The organism is Candidatus Syntrophosphaera thermopropionivorans, from assembly GCF_004353895.1.
Taxonomy (GTDB): Bacteria; Cloacimonadota; Cloacimonadia; order Cloacimonadales; family Cloacimonadaceae; genus Syntrophosphaera; species Syntrophosphaera thermopropionivorans.
Map to the genome: position 1 here is coordinate 1 of NZ_SMOG01000048.1, position 1,969 is coordinate 1,969.

The window sequence follows — 1,969 nt, forward strand, 5'->3', positions numbered from 1 at the left end:
TAAAATCAGAGCCCCACACTCCCAAATTTGAGTACGGGGCTCTCGTTTTATAAAGAAAATCAGATATGAACATAAATAATCAGGTTAAATACCAGCAAAGAGGATGGGTGCATTATCAGAATATAAAACTGGAAATTGAGACTTCCGGTGATTATGTTCAGAAAGTAAATTTCACTTCCGAGGTTTATTATAGCACCAATCCTTCTCCTGCCCTGGAAGAAGTTTGCCAGCAGCTATTAGAATATCTCCAAGGAAAACGAAAGGAGTTTTCAGTAAAAATAGCTTTAGAAGGCACTCCTTTTCAGAAAAAGGTCTGGGAAGCTATGCAAAATATTCCTTATGGAAGAACTTGTAGCTATAAAGATATTGCTATTGCCATAGGTAATCCAAAAGCAGCGATAGCAGTTGGACAGGCAGCTCATAAAAATCCTATTGCCATCATCATTCCCTGTCATCGTGTTCTAGCTACTAATGGTGATTTAAAAGGCTATGCTGGTAGTATTGAGATAAAAGAATGGCTATTAAATCTGGAAAAGAGAAACAAGGACAAATGATTATAGGAATTGGTGTAGATATTGTTCAGATAGAGCGTGTGCGCAAGCTTGTGGAAAACTATTCAGAATTTATGCATCAAGTTTTCACTGCCAGGGAAATAGAATTCTGTCAGGCTAAAGCAGATTCGGCTTCTTCCTATGCTGCACGATTTGCTGCCAAAGAAGCTATGATGAAAGCTCTGAGTACTGGGTGGAATGAAAAAGTTAATTGGCTGGATATTGAAGTTATCAATGAAGAGCAAGGAAATCCAATACTAAAGATAAAAGGAAGGACTTTAAGGCTGATGAAAAAGATGGGCGTTTATCAAACTCATCTTTCCCTTTCTCATGAACGAGATTATGCCCTTGCTTTTGTTGTTCTGGAAGGTGAGAAACTTGACAATAGAGATAATGATCTATAATGGCACCAAATAAGGTGGTAAATATGCAATGTTTCGTATTCTTAGGTATTCAAGGCAGTGGAAAAGGCACTCAGGCAGAACTATTGAGTGAAAGAATAAATTTTCAACATATAAATATTGGAGATTTATTAAGAGAACAGGTGATGAAAAGAACGGAGCTCGGATTAAAGGTGCAGGATATTATTGGACGAGGAGATTTAGTTTCTGATGACCTGGTTTTTGAGATAGTAGAAAGTTCTCTAAATCCAGAGAGAAAAGGGATAGTATTTGATGGATTTCCTCGCACTCTGGTTCAAGCTAAGTATCTGATTGAACATTTTGAAGTGCTTCAGGTCTTCTATTTAGAACTAGCAGAAAATGAAGCTATTGCTCGTTTATCTTCAAGAAGAGTTTGTCCTGCCTGTGGTGCAAATTATAATATATGGACTAATAAACCTGAAAAAGATAATTTCTGCGATGTTTGCGGAGCAGAATTGATAATCCGCCAGGATGACCAGCCAGAAGTTATCTCCCGAAGGGTTAAAGAGTTTTATGAACAGACTCTGGCTTTGAAAAATTTCTTTGCTCAACGAGGAATACTTTCTGTTATTGATGCCAGTGAAGATATAGAAGAAATAGCAGCAAAAATTGCTGACATAGCTGAGAGATTGCTGAATAAATAAATGAATAAGATATTGCAACAGGTTCAGAAAGCCATAGAAATCTTAGCTTATCTGGTGGCTCTCTGGAGCTTAATGGTACTTTTTTTAGAACCAGTTATCAGTTATTATGCGAATTTTGTTAAGGTTGAAAACTTCACAGCCTGGGCTAACTTGTTGCTGCTTGCTCTGGCAATTATAAATCGGTTACTTCTAAAAGAAGGAAAAGGTATTAGCGGAGCTATTATCTTTGATATAATTATGTTAGTAGTAGGGCTGTTCATACTGGTTTACACTGCAAAGTTTGTGATATTCTTATTGCTCATTCGTCAGACCTATTACTTTCTCCAGTTTATACTTTTCCGTTTTTCCGAGG

The 1,969-nt window shown here is 37.1% G+C and carries 3 protein-coding genes and 1 pseudogene; all 4 read left to right on the forward strand.

Annotated elements, in window-relative coordinates:
* The first annotated feature begins 65 nt into the window (after positions 1-65).
* Complete coding sequence (locus E0946_RS07100; RefSeq protein WP_133201769.1) at positions 66-554, forward strand: methylated-DNA--[protein]-cysteine S-methyltransferase; 489 nt, start codon at positions 66-68, stop codon at positions 552-554.
* On the forward strand, positions 515-955 hold the full coding sequence (locus E0946_RS07105; RefSeq protein WP_243713779.1) for a holo-ACP synthase: 441 nt from the start codon (positions 515-517) through the stop codon (positions 953-955). Before E0946_RS07100 ends, E0946_RS07105 begins: the two co-directional genes overlap by 40 nt.
* A gap of 23 nt (positions 956-978) precedes the next feature.
* Positions 979-1,617 (forward strand): adenylate kinase family protein, encoded by a 639-nt coding sequence (locus tag E0946_RS07110; RefSeq protein ID WP_133201770.1) that lies wholly within the window; start codon positions 979-981, stop codon positions 1,615-1,617.
* A pseudogene (locus tag E0946_RS07115) lies at positions 1,618-1,969 on the forward strand (TrkH family potassium uptake protein); the annotation flags it as partial.

Coding starts and splice junctions, on each gene's coding strand:
- E0946_RS07100 (WP_133201769.1), top strand. CDS start 66: ATGAACATAAATAATCAGGTTAAATACCAGCAAAGAGGATGGGTGCAT.
- E0946_RS07105 (WP_243713779.1), top strand. CDS start 515: ATGGCTATTAAATCTGGAAAAGAGAAACAAGGACAAATGATTATAGGA.
- E0946_RS07110 (WP_133201770.1), top strand. CDS start 979: ATGCAATGTTTCGTATTCTTAGGTATTCAAGGCAGTGGAAAAGGCACT.